Source organism: Pantoea sp. B550, from assembly GCF_024158165.1.
Classification (GTDB): Bacteria; Pseudomonadota; Gammaproteobacteria; order Enterobacterales; family Enterobacteriaceae; genus Pantoea; species Pantoea alfalfae.
On sequence record NZ_JAMYXI010000003.1, the window covers coordinates 3,207,150 to 3,223,709 of the forward strand.

General features: G+C 56.2%; 18 protein-coding genes. 11 read left to right on the top strand and 7 right to left on the bottom strand.

What is annotated here, in order from left to right:
- Positions 1–4 precede the first annotated feature (4 nt).
- The 7 genes from hutI (at position 5) to hutH (ending at position 6,949) form a co-directional block, all read left to right on the top strand.
- Positions 5–1,222 (top strand): imidazolonepropionase, encoded by a 1,218-nt coding sequence (gene hutI / locus NIM72_RS17990; RefSeq protein WP_253421406.1) that lies wholly within the window; start codon positions 5–7, stop codon positions 1,220–1,222.
- Positions 1,219–2,010 (top strand): N-formylglutamate deformylase, encoded by a 792-nt coding sequence (hutG, locus tag NIM72_RS17995; RefSeq protein WP_253421409.1) that lies wholly within the window; start codon positions 1,219–1,221, stop codon positions 2,008–2,010. Before hutI ends, hutG begins: the two co-directional genes overlap by 4 nt.
- A 308-nt stretch (positions 2,011–2,318) precedes the next feature.
- Positions 2,319–3,167: a transporter substrate-binding domain-containing protein gene (locus NIM72_RS18000; protein ID WP_253421410.1), complete on the top strand. Its 849-nt coding sequence runs from the start codon at positions 2,319–2,321 to the stop codon at positions 3,165–3,167.
- Positions 3,168–3,179: 12 nt separating this feature from the next.
- Positions 3,180–3,899: an ABC transporter permease gene (locus NIM72_RS18005; protein WP_253421413.1), complete on the top strand. Its 720-nt coding sequence runs from the start codon at positions 3,180–3,182 to the stop codon at positions 3,897–3,899.
- Positions 3,900–3,907: 8 nt separating this feature from the next.
- A complete protein-coding gene (locus NIM72_RS18010) occupies positions 3,908–4,648 on the top strand; it encodes an ABC transporter permease (RefSeq protein ID WP_033731964.1) in 741 nt (246 codons plus the stop codon).
- Positions 4,641–5,435 carry an ABC transporter ATP-binding protein gene (locus tag NIM72_RS18015; RefSeq protein WP_253421418.1) on the top strand — a complete coding sequence of 265 codons (795 nt, stop codon included), beginning with the start codon at positions 4,641–4,643 and terminating at the stop codon, positions 5,433–5,435. The genes NIM72_RS18010 and NIM72_RS18015 overlap by 8 nt, the downstream gene beginning before the upstream one ends.
- Positions 5,432–6,949 (top strand): histidine ammonia-lyase, encoded by a 1,518-nt coding sequence (gene hutH, locus NIM72_RS18020; protein WP_253421419.1) that lies wholly within the window; start codon positions 5,432–5,434, stop codon positions 6,947–6,949. The genes NIM72_RS18015 and hutH overlap by 4 nt, the downstream gene beginning before the upstream one ends.
- A gap of 2 nt (positions 6,950–6,951) precedes the next feature.
- On the opposite strand, the gene NIM72_RS18025 is transcribed toward hutH, so the two are convergent.
- Positions 6,952–7,584 (bottom strand): flavin reductase family protein, encoded by a 633-nt coding sequence (locus tag NIM72_RS18025; protein ID WP_161736924.1) that lies wholly within the window; start codon positions 7,582–7,584, stop codon positions 6,952–6,954.
- Positions 7,585–7,725: 141 nt separating this feature from the next.
- Here NIM72_RS18025 and rlmF point away from each other — a divergent pair, with 141 nt between their 5' ends.
- A complete protein-coding gene (gene rlmF, locus NIM72_RS18030) occupies positions 7,726–8,658 on the top strand; it encodes a 23S rRNA (adenine(1618)-N(6))-methyltransferase RlmF (protein WP_222924294.1) in 933 nt (310 codons plus the stop codon).
- A gap of 384 nt (positions 8,659–9,042) precedes the next feature.
- On the opposite strand, the gene glnQ is transcribed toward rlmF, so the two are convergent.
- The 5 genes from glnQ to rhtA form a co-directional block, all read right to left on the bottom strand.
- On the bottom strand, positions 9,043–9,765 hold the full coding sequence (gene glnQ / locus NIM72_RS18035; RefSeq protein WP_010254327.1) for a glutamine ABC transporter ATP-binding protein GlnQ: 723 nt from the start codon (positions 9,763–9,765) through the stop codon (positions 9,043–9,045).
- A complete protein-coding gene (glnP, locus tag NIM72_RS18040; protein ID WP_013357248.1) occupies positions 9,762–10,421 on the bottom strand; it encodes a glutamine ABC transporter permease GlnP in 660 nt (219 codons plus the stop codon). The genes glnQ and glnP overlap by 4 nt, the downstream gene beginning before the upstream one ends.
- 78 nt (positions 10,422–10,499) lie before the next feature.
- Positions 10,500–11,246 (bottom strand): glutamine ABC transporter substrate-binding protein GlnH, encoded by a 747-nt coding sequence (gene glnH / locus NIM72_RS18045; RefSeq protein ID WP_090962721.1) that lies wholly within the window; start codon positions 11,244–11,246, stop codon positions 10,500–10,502.
- 319 nt (positions 11,247–11,565) lie between these two features.
- Complete coding sequence (gene dps, locus NIM72_RS18050; RefSeq protein ID WP_033731968.1) at positions 11,566–12,069, bottom strand: DNA starvation/stationary phase protection protein Dps; 504 nt, start codon at positions 12,067–12,069, stop codon at positions 11,566–11,568.
- 324 nt (positions 12,070–12,393) lie between these two features.
- Complete coding sequence (gene rhtA / locus NIM72_RS18055; protein WP_033731969.1) at positions 12,394–13,308, bottom strand: threonine/homoserine exporter RhtA; 915 nt, start codon at positions 13,306–13,308, stop codon at positions 12,394–12,396.
- Between the two features lie 368 nt (positions 13,309–13,676).
- On the opposite strand from rhtA, the gene ompX reads away from it, so the two are divergent.
- Positions 13,677–14,189 carry an outer membrane protein OmpX gene (gene ompX, locus NIM72_RS18060; protein WP_013357252.1) on the top strand — a complete coding sequence of 171 codons (513 nt, stop codon included), beginning with the start codon at positions 13,677–13,679 and terminating at the stop codon, positions 14,187–14,189.
- Between the two features lie 241 nt (positions 14,190–14,430).
- Here the strand turns inward: ompX and NIM72_RS18065 are convergent, their stop codons facing one another.
- Positions 14,431–14,622, bottom strand: a complete 192-nt coding sequence (locus tag NIM72_RS18065) for a hypothetical protein (RefSeq protein WP_161736764.1) — start codon at positions 14,620–14,622, stop codon at positions 14,431–14,433.
- Between the two features lie 254 nt (positions 14,623–14,876).
- Between NIM72_RS18065 and mntR the strand changes: the two genes are divergently transcribed.
- Both mntR and NIM72_RS18075 read left to right on the top strand, forming a co-directional pair.
- The gene (gene mntR / locus NIM72_RS18070) at positions 14,877–15,335 is read left to right on the top strand and encodes a manganese-binding transcriptional regulator MntR (RefSeq protein WP_010254350.1); all 459 of its coding nucleotides are present in this window, start codon (positions 14,877–14,879) and stop codon (positions 15,333–15,335) included.
- 20 nt (positions 15,336–15,355) lie between these two features.
- The gene (locus NIM72_RS18075; RefSeq protein WP_161736765.1) at positions 15,356–16,465 is read left to right on the top strand and encodes an SLC13 family permease; all 1,110 of its coding nucleotides are present in this window, start codon (positions 15,356–15,358) and stop codon (positions 16,463–16,465) included.
- Positions 16,466–16,560: the final 95 nt, after the last annotated feature.

Consider the following 16,560-nt stretch of genomic DNA (forward strand, 5'->3'; position numbering starts at 1 on the left):
AGCGATGACAGAAGAGATGCGCGTAGAGGCGGTGTGGACGGGGGCCGACCTGGTCACCATGCGTGACGGAAAGTACCATCTGATACCTCAGGGCGCACTGGTGGTGCGGGCGGGCAGGCTGGTGTGGGTCGGGCCTGAAGCGGAGATGCCCGCGTTCGTCGCCGATCAGCATCATCGTCTGCCTGGCGGTATCGTGACGCCGGGGCTGGTGGATTGTCACACCCATCTGGTGTTTGGCGGCGACCGCAGTCAGGAGTTTGAACAGCGTCTGAATGGCGTCAGCTACGCAGAGATTGCCGCGCAGGGCGGGGGCATTCTCTCTACCGTGCGCGCCACCCGCGCGGCGACTGAAGAGGAACTGGTGGCTTCGGCCCGCTGGCGACTTAATCGCCTGCTGGCAGAGGGTGTCACCACCGTAGAGATTAAGTCCGGCTATGGTCTGGATGAAGAGAGCGAACTGCGGATGCTACGGGCGATTCGCCGGCTGGGAGAGAGCGTGGCCGCCGATGTCCACGCCACCTGTCTGGCAGCGCATGCCTTTCCGCCGGAGTTTAAGCACGACCCGGATGGCTGGATCGATATCATCTGCGACCGTCTTCTGCCGCAGGCGCAGGCGCAGGGGCTGGCGGATGCTGTAGATGCTTTCTGCGAGCATCTCGCCTTTTCCCCGGAGCAGGTGGCGCGGGTATTTGACCGGGCGGTGGCGCTGGATATGCCGGTGAAACTGCATGCGGAACAGCTTTCAGCGCTGGGCGGTGCCGCACTGGCCGCCCGCTATGGTGCGCTTTCAGCTGACCATCTTGAATATGCCACCGAAGAGGATGCCAGGGCGATGGCGCAGCATGGCACCGTGGCGGTGCTGCTGCCCGGTGCGTTTTATCTGCTGCGCGAAACTCAGCGCCCGCCGGTGGATCTCTTCCGTCGCCACGGTGTGCCGATGGCGCTGGCCAGCGATGCCAATCCCGGCACCTCACCTGCGCTGTCGCTGCGTCTGATGCTCAACATGGGCTGCACGCTGTTTGGCATGACGCCGGAGGAGGCGCTGGCGGGCGTCACGCTGTGGGGAGCTAAAGCGCTGGGGCTGGCGGAGAGTCACGGCTCGCTGGAGGCGGGTAAAGTGGCAAACTTCGTCCACTGGCCGCTGTCTCGTCCGGCAGAACTGGTTTACTGGCTGGGTGGTGAACTGTCCTGTACCGTTATCTATCGTGGAGAACCGCAATGAACCCTTTCTATTTTTCCCAGGGCAGCCTGCCGCTGCTGGTCAGCATTCCCCACGCCGGTACTAAACTGACGCCTGAGGTGGACGCCGGATTGAGCGCGGCCGCGCGCGGCCTGCCCGACACCGACTGGCATATCCCGCTGCTGTATGATTTTGTGCGTGACCTCGGGGCCAGTGTGTTAATTGGCCGCTATTCCCGTTTTGTAGTCGATCTTAATCGTCCGCCCGACAACCAGCCGCTTTACACCACCGCCACCACCGGTCTGTTCCCGGAAACCCTGTTCGACGGCACGCCGACCTTTACACCAGGCAAAACGCCCGATGTCACGGCGCGTCAGGGCTACATCGATCAAATCTGGCAGCCTTACCATCAGCAGATTCAGCAGGAGCTGGCGCGGCTCAAAGCGCAGCACGGCTATGCGCTGCTGTTTGACGCCCATTCCATTGCCAGTGAAATTCCCCGCCTGTTTGAGGGGCGTCTGCCCGATATCAACATCGGCACCAACGACGGCGCGAGCTGCACGCCTGAAATGAGCGCGGCCATAGAGGCGGTGTGCGCCGCACAGCACGACTACAGCTGGGTGCTCAACGGACGCTTTAAAGGTGGTTACATCACCCGCGCTTATGGCCAGCCACAGCAGCAGATCGAGGCGGTTCAGCTGGAGCTGGCGCAGCTGAACTACATGGATGAAACCCCGCCTTATGCCTGGCAGCAGGCGCGTGCCGCAGAGTTACAAAAAGTATTGAAGGCGATGATCCATACCATGCTGGCGCAGGCCAGGCCGCAATAACTCAGGGATGCGCCGCCCTGGTGCATCGCTGCGCTAATCGGGTGCAGAGGAGCGCAGCCTGTCTGGCTGCTCCCTTGCTCCCGCCTCCATTGCTCGTTTCTGCAGAGCTGGCATAACCTTTGCTTGGTTGTATGTACAAGTGCTGCAGCGCGTGCTTCATCTGAATAAATCCCGTCTGGCTCACAAAATGATAAAGCCGGCAATGAACTGCGCTACGTTAGCTTGTATATACATGACATATCATCCTGTGAAATTTATGTTAAATATCGTCAGGGCGATCACCAGGCCGCTACTTTCAGGAGAACCGTATGACGCACCCTCTGACTCTTCGCCGTTTATGTCTCACTACGCTGGTTTCCAGTTTGCTGCTCTGTGGCGTCAGCGCCCAGGCTAAAGAGTGGAAGTCGATCACTATTGCCACTGAAGGCAGTTATGAACCCTGGAACCTCACCCTGCCGGGCGGCAAGCTGGGCGGTTTCGAGCCGGAGCTAATGGCGGATCTCTGCCAGCGCATGGCAATCCAGTGCAAGCTGGTGGTGCAGAACTGGGATGGCATGATCGCCGGACTGAATGCCGGGAAATATGATGTGATCATGGATGCGATTGTGATTACACCCGATCGCAAAAAAGTGGTGAATTTCACCGTACCTTACGCCTCCACGCCCGCCACTTTTATCACGGTAAAAGGGTCACTGCTGCCCGCTGACAGCAAGATCATCAAACTTACCGACGATGCCAAAACCATAGAGCCGGCCATTGCGGCCCTGAAAGCCGCGCTGAAAGGCAAAACGATTGGTATCGCCTCCGGCACGGTCTACACACCGTTCATCGACAAATACTTCAAAGATGTGGCGGATGTACGTGAATACACCAGCTCAGCCGATGCGATCCTTGATTTGCAGGCCGGACGCATTGATGCGGTGTTTGATGATGTGACCTTTGCGCAGTCGATGCTGGCGCGACCGGATAACCGTAACCTCAGCTTCAGCGGTCCACAGCTGGGTGGTCCAATCTGGGGTGAGGGCGAGGCGTTGGGCGTGCGCATGGCAGACAACGATCTGAAAGCCCGACTGGATCAGGCGATCAAAGCCGCGCTGGCCGATGGCACAGTCAAAAAGCTGAGCGAGAAGTGGTTCAAAACTGACGTCACACCCTGAGAGAGGTAACGGATGATAAGCCTGCTGAGTTTTGGCCCGGACGGCTGGGGACGGTTGATTCTGAGTGCCACGCTGACCACGCTGCTGCTGTCGTTTGCCGCGCTGCTGGTTGGCGCGGTGGTGGGATCGGGCGTTGCTGCCGCGAAGTTATCCCCGCACCGGGCGGTGCGCTGGCTGGGGGAAGGTTACTCCCTGATCTTTCGTGGCATTCCTGAGCTGCTGGTGATCTACCTGTTCTACTTCGGCGGATCGGGGTTGATCACGCAGATCGGACAGCTGTTTGGCGCGGACGGCTTTATCGAAGCGCCACCATTTCTGATCGGGGCGCTGGCTATCGGGCTTATCTCCGGCTCTTATCAGGCGGAAGTCTATCGCGCCGCGCGGCTGGCCCTGGCGAAAGGGGAGATTGAAGCCGCTGTCGCGATTGGCATGCCGCGCTGGCGCATCCGGCAACGCATTCTGCTGCCGCAGGTGGCGCGCTATGCGCTGCCCGGCCTGTCAAACGTCTGGCAGATGAGCCTGAAAGATTCGGCGCTGGTGTCGGTGACCGGCATTGTCGAGCTGATGCGGGCCAGCCAGATTGCGGCCGGTTCGACCCGTGACTACTTCTCCTTTTACCTGGTGGGCGGAGCCTGTTACCTGCTGCTGACGTTGCTGTCGAACCGCGCCTTTCTGCGCGCCGAATCCCGTCTTGGCCGCGCCTGGCAAAGCCGCACCGCTGCGCAGCACTAAGGAGACTTATGATCGATTTTGCGTTCCTCACTGACACCTTCCTTAAACTCAGCGCCGCACTGCCGGTTACGCTGGGCCTGTTTATCAGTGCGTTTCTATGCGGAGGCGTGCTGGCGGTGGGTATTCTGGCGCTGCGCATGAGCCGCTGGCGAGTGCTGAGTGCGTTTGCCCGTGGCTACATCCTGGTATTTCGCGGCTCGCCGCTGATGATTCAGCTGTTCCTGATCTACTACGGTCTGGGGCAGTTTGGCGTGATCCGCCATAGTCTCTTCTGGCCATTCCTGCGAGAGCCCTTTACCTGCGCAGTGCTGGCACTGTCGCTCTGCACTGCCGCCTACACCGCGGAGATTCTGCGCGGTGCGCTGCTGGCGGTGCCGCCCGGTCAGGTGGAAGCAGGAATGGCCTGCGGTATGTCGCGCGGGCTGCTGCTGCGACGGATTATCGCGCCGGTGATGCTGCGTTACGCGCTGCCTGCGTACTCCACCGAAGCGATCCTGCTGGTGAAATCGACCGCGCTGGCCAGTCTGGTCACGGTCTGGGATGTCACCGGGGTAGCGCAGCAGATCATTCAGCGCACCTACCGCACCATGGAGGTGTTTCTCTGTGCGGCGGCGATCTACCTGATCCTTAACTTCATTATTGTTCAACTCTATGCCCTGCTGGAGCGGCGTCTGACACCGGTACATAAACCGGAAAAAAAGCCGTTACTGACCGCTAAGCCGATTACCGGAGGAGAGAAAAATGTCTGAACTGCCACCCGTCACGCTGTCGGCCAGCGATATCCATAAATCTTTTGGTGCCATGGAGGTGCTGAAAGGCATCTCACTGCAGGCGCACAAGGGCGATGTCATTTCCATTCTCGGTGCCAGTGGCTCGGGCAAAAGTACGCTGCTGCGCTGCATTAACCTGCTGGAGACGCCCGATTCCGGCGTGGTCAGCGTCGGCGGTGAAACCATCGGGATGAAGCGCCATGCACGCGGGCATCAGCTGGCGGCCAATCCGCGTCAGATTGAACGGCTGCGCTCCCGACTGGGGATGGTGTTTCAGAGCTTTAACCTCTGGTCACATCTCACCGTGCTGCAAAATGTCATTGAAGGGCCGCACTACGTCCTCAAGCGCGATAAAAAAGCCTGTATTGCCCAGGCGGAGCAGCTGCTGGATCGGGTCGGTCTGCTGAATCGCAAAGATTTCTATCCCGCCCAGCTTTCGGGCGGTCAGCAGCAGCGGGTGGCGATTGCCCGCGCGCTGGCAATGGATCCGGAGGTGATGCTGTTTGATGAGCCAACTTCGGCACTCGATCCGGAACTGGTGGGCGAGGTGCTGAAGGTCATGCGCAGCCTGGCGGAAGAGGGGCGCACCATGCTGGTAGTCACTCACGAGATGGGCTTTGCCCGCAACGTCTCAAACCGGGTGGTGTTTATGCATCAGGGCACGATTGACTGTCAGGGCACGCCAGAGGCAATGTTCGGCGAGGCGGGATCGACGCGCTTTAAGCAGTTTATCTCCAGTCATCATCAGGTGGAGCCGGTAGTATGAGTGACGTGACGAATCAGACGCGGGTCTGGGGCGATGGTCCGCTCAGGTGGCAGGAACTGGTGCAGGTTGCCCGGCACAATGCCACCCTGACGCTGAGCGACAGCGCCTGGCAGCGCATCGCGCAGAGCCGTGAAATCGTCGGCAACATCGTGGCGGCGGGGCAGGTCGCGTACGGCATCAATACCGGTCTGGGAGCGCTCTGCAACATCACGCTGTCTGAAGATGAGCTGGGCCAGCTGTCGCGCAATACATTGATGAGCCACGCCTGTGGCGTTGGGCCGGTGCTGAAAAAATCGGAGGTGCGCGCCATTCTGTGCGCTGCGATTGCTAACTTCAGCCATGGCAAATCGGGTGTGTCAGTGGCGCTGGTGCAGCAGCTGCTGGCGCTGTTAAATCTGCAGATTACGCCACAGGTGCCGTCGCAGGGATCGGTGGGGTATCTGACACACATGGCGCATATCGGCCTGGCGCTGATTGGCATCGGCGAGGTGGAGTGGCGGGGTGAAATCATCCCCGCGCAGCAGGCGCTGGAACAGGCGGGGTTAGTCCCTTACCGGCCTGGCGCAAAAGAGGGGCTGAGTCTGGTTAACGGCACGCCCTGTATGACCGGCTTAGCCTGTCTGGCACTGGACGATGCCGAACGGTTGCTGGACTGGGCAGACGTCACCGGTGCGATGAGCTTTGAGGCGCTGCGCGGTCAACTGGTGGCGTTTGCCCCTGAGGTGCTGGCGCTCAAGGCCAGTCCGGGGATTCAGCGCAGCGGCGATCGCCTGCGTCAGTTGTTACGTGACAGCCCGCTGCTGAACGCGAGCGTCGGCATTCGGACTCAGGATGCGCTGAGTCTGCGGTCGATGCCGCAGGTGCACGGTGCCTGCCGCGATCAGTTTGATCACGCTGTCCGTCAGGTGGAGACTGAACTCAACGCCTGTACCGACAATCCGCTGATTCTGGGGACGCCGCAGGCCTGGCGCGTGGTGTCCCAGTCACATCCGCACGGTGAGTCGGTGGCGATGGCCTGTGACCTGCTAGCGATTGCGCTGGCCGAGCTGGGGAGTATTGCCGAGCGACGGCTGGATCGGCTGGTCAATCCGCTGGTCAGCGGCCTGCCGCCGTTTCTGGTGGCTGAGCCGGGCGTCAATTCCGGCATGATGATTGCCCAGTACGTAGCGGCATCGCTATGCGCAGAAAACCGTCAGCTGGCGCAGCCTGCGGTGCTCGATAACTATGTGACATCGGGATTACAGGAGGATCATCTGAGCCTCGGCACCGGATCAGCGCTGAAACTGCTGAAGCTGGTCAGCAACGTCGATCACATTATTGCAATTGAGTATCTGCTGGCGGCACAGGCGCTGGAGTTTCACGGTGAATCACAACTTGCCGCCGGTACGCGGCGCGCCTGGCTACTGTTAAGGCAGGTGGTTGATCGCTGGCAGCAGGATCGCTGGCTGGCCCCCGACATCGCCCGCGCGGTGGCGCAGATCAAAGCGCACCGGGCCGATGCGCTTGTGGAGTGAGATTACCTGCGGCGGGCGTCCGGACGGACTAAATCAAAGCGCTGAGCTTCGCTGATGCCGTAATAGGCGCTGGGGCCGCCTGCACGCAGGATTGGCTCAGCTTTGGCGGTCTGATAAATGCCCTCCTCAAGCAGCGATTCATCGATGTGAATCGCCACCGCTTCGCCCATCACCAGCCAGCTGTCGAGCAGGGTGCCGCTGGCATCCTGCAACTGGATCAGCTGCGTCAGGCGGCACTCGAAGTTGACCGGGCTTTCCGCCACCAGGCTGGCGCTGACCTGGGAAGCCGCCAGCGAGGTTAATCCGGCAAAGGCAAACTCGTCCTGATCGGCAGGGAGCGATGCGGAACTTTCATTCATCGCTTCGGCCAGCGGACGGGTCGCCAGATTCCAGACAAACTCTTTAGTCTCTGCAATATTCCGGACGCTGTCTTTCCAGCCGCTGCTGGCGAAACCGATAATCGGCGGATGATAGTTGAAGCAGTTAAAAAAGCTGTAAGGCGCAAGATTGCGCTGGCCGCTGGTGCTGACAGAGCTAATCCAGCCGATCGGGCGCGGCCCGATAATGGCGTTCAGCGGATCGTGTGGCAGACCGTGGCCCGCACGGGGCTGATAAGAATAGCGTTTATGGCTCATAACGTCTCCGGCAGATGATTTTATCTATCTTAGCCCGACAGCATCGCCCGACGGAACCGGAATGAGGTAAGCGGATGGTGCGGGTTTATTTTCCGCCCTCTACAGCGTATTGTACGCGCGCCTGAATAATTGAGAGAACGTATGAAAAAGTCAGCCAGCACGTCGCCCTTCCACGCCCGCAATCGCCATCAGGGCGAATACGATTTTGCCGCGCTAACCGCTGCCCATCCGCCGCTGGCGGCGAAAGTCCGGCCTAACGGTTATGGCGTGCAGTCCGTGGATTTCGCGGACCCGGAGGCGGTGATGCTGCTGAACCAGGCGCTCATCAAACTCTTTTATGACATCGACTGGCAACTGACGCCCGGCTCACTCTGCCCGCCTGTGCCAGGACGTGCCGATTATCTGCACTACCTGGCCGATCTGCTGGCACTGGATAACAACGGCGCGATCCCGGCCGCGGACGTGCTGGATATTGGCTGCGGCGCAAACTGTATCTATCCGCTGATTGGTGCGGCGGAATATGGCTGGCGCTTTACCGGTACCGAAATTGATGAAGCCGCCATCAAAGCCGCTAATCGCATTGTCGCAGCCAATCCGCGCCTGACGCGTCAGATCCGTCTGCGTCGTCAGAAAAACAGCGATGCGGTGCTGGCGGGTGTGGTCAGCAAAAATGAATTTTTCAGTGCGGTGATGTGTAACCCGCCATTCCACGCGTCGGCGGAAGAGGCGGTTTCGGGTTCACAGCGTAAGGTGCGTAATCTTGGGCTGGATAAGAGTGCGCCGCTTAACTTTGGCGGGCAACACAATGAGCTGTGGTATCCCGGTGGCGAAAAGGCGTTCATCGGCAAGATGATCGCCGAGAGCGTGGCGTTTGGTCGCCAGATTGGCTGGTTTACCTCACTGGTGTCGCGCAAAGAGAATTTACCGGCGCTGGAAAAACAGCTGCAGGCGCTCGACGTCGCAGAGCTGCGGGTGGTGAATATGGCGCAGGGGCAGAAGCAGAGCCGCTTCCTGGCGTGGAGTTTTATGCCTGCCGCCCAGCGCAGCAAGCTGCTGAGTCGCCTGGGAAGCTAAGGCATCTCTTTTCGCGCATAACTGGAATCTATCTGCGGAGAAAAAAGGACGGGCTGCGATACGGCCGTTTCAGACTGCTGACAAACCCAATCAGGGTTGCTCTGGCAGCAACATATTAGCTAATAACGCAGGGAACACGGGCAGAGGAGGAAAGCGTCCCGCGCCTGGGACAAAAACGGCAGGCGTTTTTTGAACAACGCAACGCGTTGGCCCGTTTACGGGCGCACCTCAGGGATGAGGTGCGTAATCGCGCGGGCCGAGGGACCAGGGATGGTTTAAGCGACTTTCCGATCTGCCCATGTTTCCTTCGCAGCCTCGGTCTCACAGCTGGGCAGGGCAGACTTTGCCAACAATCAAAACGGGCCGCGATGCGGCCCGTTTTGATCAGGAGACGTGCTGCAGGAATTCGCGCAGACGTTCACTGGGGGGATTGCTGATCAGGCTGTCGGGATCGCCATCTTCCGCAATCCGGCCTTTGTCGATAAAGATCAGACGCGATGCGACCTTTTGTGCGAAGCCTACTTCGTGCGTCACAATCACCATCGTCATACCTTCTTCCGCCAGATCCTGCATCACTTTCAGGACTTCGTGACGCAGCTCCGGGTCCAGCGCAGAGGTTGGCTCATCAAACAGCATCATCTTCGGCTTCACCGCCAACGCGCGGGCGATCGCCACACGCTGTTGCTGGCCGCCAGACAGCTCAGACGGGAAGTGGTGTGCACGCTCTGCCAGGCCTACTTTGCCCAGCAGCTCTCTCGCCAGCTGGCGTGCGGCCTCTTTGCTGGCACCGCGCACCCGGATGGGACCAAAGGCGACGTTGTCCAGCGCACTCATCTGTGGGAACAGATGAAACTGCTGAAACACCATACCGGCTTCCTGACGGATCAGGCGGTCATCGACTTTCGGATCGTTAACGCGCAGGCCATCAACAATCAGCTCGCCGCTGGTGATCTCTTCCAGCTTGTTAATGCAGCGCAGCAGCGTCGATTTACCGGAACCGGATGGGCCGATAATCACCACCACTTCACCCTGGTTAATCTTCAGATCGATATTGTGCAGCACCTGGGTCTGGCCAAAATGCTTGGAGACATCTTTAAACTCAATCACAGGATTTTCACCCTTTTCTCAATGCGGCGTAGCACAAAGCTCAACACCAGCGTAATCACCAGATAGATGATCGCGACGGCGCTCCAGATTTCCAGAGCGCGGAAGTTACCGGCAATAATCTCCTGACCCTGACGTGTCAGTTCAGCCACGCCGATAACGATAAATAGTGAGGTATCTTTGATGCTGACAATCCACTGGTTGCCCAGCGGCGGCAGCATACGACGCAGTGCCAGCGGCATAATCACGTAGCGCAGCGTCTCGCGGCTCGACAGGCCAAGTGCCAGTCCGGCTTCACGAAATCCCTTGTTGATCGACAGCACGGCACCACGGGTGATCTCGGCAATATAAGCACCAGAGTTAATCATGATGGTCACCACTGCGGCGGTGAAAGGATCAATACGCAGGTCAGGAAATGCCATCGGCAGCGCAAAGTAAATAAACATCACCTGCACCACGATAGGGGTGCCGCGGATGATTTCGATAAACACCAGTGCGATGTTATTGGTGATCCAGCCACCGTAAGCGCGGGCAAAACCGGCCACCAGCCCGATAAACAGGCCGCCAACCAGGCCAATGATTGAGATAATTAAGGTCAGTTTGGCGCCTTCGAGCAGCGCTGGCATGGCGGGCCAGATGACGCTCCAGTCAAACTCCATGGTGTCACTCCAGATATGTTGCGATGGAAAAAAGCAGGGAAAAAGTTTCCCTGCTGAAATCAGATAACGGGCAAATTATTATTTAGGTTCGGTGCCGAACCATTTTTTATAAAGCGTGTTGTAGGTGCCGTTCTCTTTCAGGGTTTTCAGTGCGCCGTTTACCTTCTCACGTAAATCGTCGCTGCCTTTCGGGAAGGCGATACCATACTGCTGCGCTTCAATTGAATCGCCTACCGCTTTAAAGCGGCCTTTACCGGCGGTGTGGATGAAGTAAAGGATGTTTGGCGTGTCATGCAGCACGGCATCCGCACGGTTGGTGCCCAGCTCCATGTAGGCGCTGTCGATGTTCGGGAACTGACGCAGATCTTTCGATTTGATGTTGGCTTTGGCATATTCCACAGAGCCGGTGCCGCTTTTTACTGCGACGACTTTACCGTTCAGATCGCTGATGCCTTTGATGTCGTTTTCATTGTTACGCACCATCACCTGCAGACCGCTTTTGTAATAGCCATCAGAGAACTCGATCGCTTTTTTACGTTCTTCGGTAATGGTGATGCCCGCCAGTGCCAGATCGACATTGCGCGTTTGCAGTGCAGGGATAATGCCGCTGAAGTCCATTGGCTTCAGGGTGTAATCGAGCTTCAGCTCTTTCGCAATGGCATCCCATAGATCCACATCAAAGCCGACATACTTGTCACCCTGTTTGAATTCAAACGGAACAAAGGCGGTATCAGTAGCGACGACCAGCTTCTTTTCTGCTGCGGTGGAGGAGAGGGAGAAGGCCAGCGCCAGCGCGGCCACAGAAACTTTTAACAGTGACTTCATCATTTTTCCTTTTTTTACTACCAGGCGGCAGGGCCTGCGTTTGCGGCTTGTCATATGAAAGAATTATGCCAACTTTGCAAAATCCGCGAAATCAGAGAGTTAAATAACACAGCTGACACGATTTTGCAGTTAATTCTGCCATTGCACCCTATTGGTGCTCAACTTTGGTGCAGGTGGCTATTTTGGTGCAAGCGGTAGTGTGCCTCAGATGTTAAGGCTGTGAAGCGGAGGAGGGAAGAACTGTTAACAGGGTCATAAAATTGCACTAACACAGACGTAAAAAAGGCGGGTTTCCCCGCCTGATTGCGTGCATTGCGTGTTATTCAATGTTGGCTTCGATGAACCACAGGAACTTGTCCAGATCGCGCGATGCCGCAGTAAAGATGTCAGCGGTATCTTCGTCTTTAACTTCTGAAATGGCTTTACGGGTATCATTCGCCACAACGCTGTAACGATCGGCCAGTGCTTTAAGATGATCCTGCACGCTGTGAATATTCAGCGGATAGCTTTTCAGCGGAGTCGTGTCATTTACAACCTGCGTGGTGCCCAGCGCCACGCCGCCCAACTGAACCACACGCTCGGCAATGGTATCCTGATGGTCAGTAATCGTGGTGCGGAAGCCATCCAGCATCTCATGCACACCAATGAAGTTAGCACCGCGCATGTTCCAGTGCGCCTGCTTAGTGATCAATGACAGGTCAATAAACTCGACTACCAGACGGTTCAACACCGCGATGGTGGCTTTCTTCTCATCTTCGGCCACGTCGTTGCGGGTATAAATCAGGTCAGAAGATTTCGTTTTAACCAATTTAGCGGTACTCATCGTTTCAGTCCTCTCTTTGATGGTTGTCCTAATCAAGTACCGGATAAGTATAGCAGCGCTTTTCAGCTTTGCAGAAACGACTTTGACGATGGATGAAATAGTGTCAGTCTTTTTTAAAAGCAGGGCTGTGCGGGTAAGGTTAAAGCTATGTTAAAATATAAATATTATTAAATAGCCATCTAAATCATAAAGTTATACTAAATTGTAAATAGCAGGTAAGTGACTGTTTCAAAATAGGATGAACCGTAAATCGCAGCGTTTAAGAATAATTCTCATGCTGAGCATGATTGTTATTTCGCCCGCCAGCGTACGGGCTGAAATCGCTTATTTATGCCTATCGTCTGATAATTCAACGCTGCTTAACTGACTCTTTTTCGGGCGCATAGTCAGTGTTGAGCCTGCTGAGGCGATGATGATGGCCAGCAACGCCAGCCACTGAAGCCCGGTCAGGGTTTCCCCCAGAAACAGCATGCCGGAAAAGGCGGCCATGGCGGGTTCAAGACTCATCAGTGTACCGAAAATGCGCGCCGGTAAGCGGGTAAGGGCGATCATCTCAAGGGAATAGGGAATGGCGCTGGAAAGCAGTGCGACCAGCAACGCGATTGGCATAACCGCCCATGTCCAGATGCCGCTTTCGGCGAACGTCAGCCCGAGTGGCACAAAAATGACTGAGGCAATCAGCGAACCGATGGCGACGGTTGCGGGGCCATGCTCTGCACCTGCCCGTTGTCCCGCCAGGATATAGATCGCCCAGCAGGCACCTGCACCCACTGCCAGCGCTGCGCCCAGCGGATCAATCGCGGTCATGTCTGTACCAAACGGCAGCAGGAACCACAGGCCAATTACCGCCAGCAACACCCAGACAAAATCCAGCGGCCGACGCGATCCAAACAGCGCCAGCGCCAGCGGGCCGGTAAATTCCAGTCCCACCGCCACGCCCAGTGGCACGGTACGAATCGCCAGATAGAACGTAAAATTCATGGTGCCCAGAGCCAGTCCATACATCAGGAGAGGCAGACGCTGCTCCCGGCTGAAGCGTAAACGCCAGGGCTTGAAAATGACACAGAGTATCAGGGTACCAAAGCCCAGGCGCAGTGCGGTAATCCCGGTGGCACCCACAGAAGGAAACAGGCTTTTTGCCAGTGAAGCGCCGCCCTGCAGCGACAACATCGCAATCAGTAGCACGGCAATCGGCATGACTATCGGGGCGAGGTTTTTGGAAGCGGGAGAGGCAGACATCCTGTGTACTTTTCCTGGTCATTAACGTAATGAGTCAGCCAGTGTAAAGGAAATAGCGGGCAAAGAATCACGGAATCGCGTTTTAAATTTGACTTAACTGAGCAAATTTTGGCCAGAATCAGGGCCATTTAGGTAAAGAAATGTCAGGATTTTTTAGGATTTAACTTAAAGAACGAAATGAGCACAAAATGATTATTGCAGAAAGATGACGGATTTTATAAGAAAAATGAATGACATAGGATGTCGCATTAACTTCCTGTTACACCAAACTTTCTGTTAGACAACAAAATCCGGGCAGAGTTTCTCGCTATTTTTTGTTATATTTTCAGCGTTGTCAGGAGAGAAGTATTTTCACATTTGAGGTGGTTATGAAAAAAATTGCATGTCTTTCAGCATTAGCCTGTGTACTGGCAGTATCTGCAGGTTCAGCAATGGCACAGAGCACCGTAACTGGTGGCTATGCTCAGAGCGACTATCAGGGCGTGGCTAACAAAGCTAACGGCTTCAACCTGAAATACCGCTACGAAGACGGTTCTAACCCACTGGGTTGGATCGGTTCATTCACCTACACTGAAAAAGATCGTACCGAAGCTGGCATCTATAATAAAGGCCAGTACTACGGTGTGACCGGTGGTCCAGCTTTCCGTCTGAACGACTGGGCTAGCATCTACGGTGTTGTGGGTATCGGCTATGGTAAATTCCAGCAGAACGATACTGCATCACGCGCTAAAACTGATTCAAGCGACGTAGGCTTCTCCTACGGTGCAGGTCTGCAGTTTAACCCAATTCAGGACGTCGCGCTGGACGTTGGTTACGAGCAGAGCCGTATCCGTAACGTTGACGTTGGCACCTGGATTGCTGGCGTAGGTTACAGCTTCTAAGTTTAGCTTAGCTGACCTGCAAAAAAACGGCCCCTTGTGGGCCGTTTTTTATTGCGCTGATTTTACCATCCCGCCTTACACCGCGAATCGCTCTCTGATGACTCCTGCTATCCACTGCCGATAACCAGCCATCGTCGTTAATGCCGTAAGGCATAAAGATTTCGTGGACAAATAAGAAAAAGGGATGCGGAAAGAGGGAAGTAAGCCTTTCAGCCGCTGGCTGAAAGGCGCTGAATCAGAATTAGCCGCGCCAGATCAGATGCTGGCAGCGACGATCGGCAGGCTTATGGCCCAGGAGCTTCTCAATCAACATCAGACGCAGTGTGAACGGGGAACGCGTCAGCAGGCACAGCCAGGATTTCATCTCCGTGGTTGTTTTCTTTTCAGCCTGGAAGCATTTGCTGCAATCTAAGCAACATTTCAGGGTGCTCATAGAATCACCTCCCAATCATTGTCGACGCGGTAGTCAGCAGCCTGCGGTGAGAAATGTCATCACACCGGCGCAACAGAGGATCAACCAGGATCCCACTTTTTTGCTGCTTACATTATCAACAAATATAGCACTGGCTATATTGTTTAGCCAAGCCTAATGACGAAAAATTTGAGCTTCTTTGCGGCTGGTTTACAATGAGCGCAGCTAAATCCGTATAGCAGTGTCAGTACGGGAAATAATAATGAGGAAGCTGAATGAGTCGTCGTGCTAAAAGCGTGGTTTCTGCGCCAAAAGGACCACTGAAAGATATTGAAGAGCATGTCGAAGGTTTTCGGCAGGTGCGTGAAGCGCATCGTCGGGAATTAATTGATGACTACGTTGAGTTAATCTCTGATTTGATTGGTGAATTTGGCGAAGCGCGTCAGGTCGATATGGCGGCCCGTCTGGGCGTTTCGCAACCTACCGTGGCGAAAATGCTGAAGCGGCTTGGCAGTGCCGGGCTGGTTGAGCAGGTGCCTTATCGCGGTGTTTTCCTTACCGGTGAAGGTGAGAAGCTGGCAGAGGAGAGCCGCGCCCGTCATCATATCGTTGAAAGTTTTCTGCTGGCGTTAGGCATCAGTCCCGAAACGGCCCGACGCGATTCAGAAGGTATTGAGCATCACGTCAGTGATGAAACGCTGGCTGTATTTAAGAAGTTCTCCGAAACCCGTTAACGCTAAGGCGTACCCTCACTATGCCTCAACTGCTTCGATCTTTTTTGCATGACTCTATTTTGCATTTATTAATCGTGATTGGCGTAGTTCTGGCATTTCTGGCGGATTTCCGCTGGGCCGATCTGCCCGGTGCCGTAGACTGGCATACCATTATCACGCTCACCGGGTTGTTAATCCTGACCAAAGGGCTGGAAACCAGCGGCTACTTTGACGTGCTGGGAGGACGGCTGATTGCGCGTTTCCGGCATGAACGCGCGCTTGCACTCTTTATGGTGCTGGCAGCGGCGCTGCTCTCTACGTTTCTGACCAACGATGTGGCGCTGTTCATTCTGGTTCCGCTGACGCTGACGCTGCGTAAGTTCTCCCGTTTACCTATCTCGCGACTGATTATTTTTGAGGCGCTGGCGGTTAATGCCGGATCGCTGCTGACACCGGTTGGCAATCCGCAAAACATTCTGTTGTGGAGTCACGGCAAGCTGAGCGTGGTGGCGTTTATCGTGCAGATGCTGCCGCTGGCCGCCTGGCTGCTGCTGAGTCTGGTGGCGTTAACCTGGTTCAGTTTTTCAAAGCGGTCGATTGATAAGCATGACAACCCGGAACAGCCGCAGTGGCAGAAGCCGCTGTTTATCGTCAGCGTCGTGTTGTACCTGCTGTTTATCGCCGGTCTTGAGCTGGAGATCACCGGCTGGATACTGCTGCTGATCCTCGCTATTTTCCTGGTGATGGCACGCCCGGTGCTGCTGCGCATTGACTGGAGCCTGCTGGCGGTGTTCATCGCCATGTTTATTGACGTCTTCCTGCTGACACGTCTGCCGGTGATGCAGGCGCACTTCGATGCGGTGACGCATTTCGGCCAGGGACCGCTCTATCTGCTGGCAATTGGTCTGTCTCAGGTGATCAGCAACGTCCCGGCGACAATTCTGCTGCTGCAAAAAGTTCCGCCCACGGATGTGCTGGCCTGGGCCGTCAACATTGGCGGGTTCGGTCTGCTGCCGGGATCGCTTGCTAACCTGATTGCACTGCGCATGGCGAAAGACAAAGCTGTCTGGTGGCAATTCCATCTCTTTTCCCTTCCTCTGCTGGCCTGGTCAATGGCCAGCGGCTGGCTGCTGTTGCAGTTACTCCATTAGCCCGGACGCATCCTGCTACGCCCATCAAGTGGCAGGATGTGCGCCATTCCTCAAGTTTCGTAAAGTTGCACTGGATTTTGTCAATTTCCGAGATA